The sequence below is a fragment of the Prevotella sp. P5-64 genome (assembly GCF_002251285.1).
Taxonomy (GTDB): domain Bacteria; phylum Bacteroidota; class Bacteroidia; order Bacteroidales; family Bacteroidaceae; genus Prevotella.
The window spans coordinates 1-251 of record NZ_NPJK01000072.1; the positions used below are offsets into that span (position 1 = coordinate 1).

Genomic DNA, 251 nt, shown 5'->3' on the forward strand with positions numbered 1-251 from the left:
TCGTGGGGTAAGGGGATGGTGGCTACATATTGATGTTGTGCTGTTGCTTTTTACTGAAAGCTGCTACTAACGACTCATAAATCTACCCTTAATCGTGTATTGGATGATAGTTGCGGATTTTAGGATACGATTGTTGAAACGGCAGGCAATGATATAGTGTAACCCTTTCATTTCCAGATAGTCAAGTATTTCCTTCGCAAAGAAACCGCTATCCATGCGGACCAGCCCGACACGTTTGCCCTCACGATGAT

Annotated in this window: 1 pseudogene; it reads right to left on the reverse strand. The window is 43.8% G+C overall.

Annotated elements, in window-relative coordinates:
• Nucleotides 1-66: 66 nt before the first annotated feature.
• Nucleotides 67-251, reverse strand: a pseudogene (locus tag CIK87_RS14575) (hypothetical protein); the annotation flags it as partial.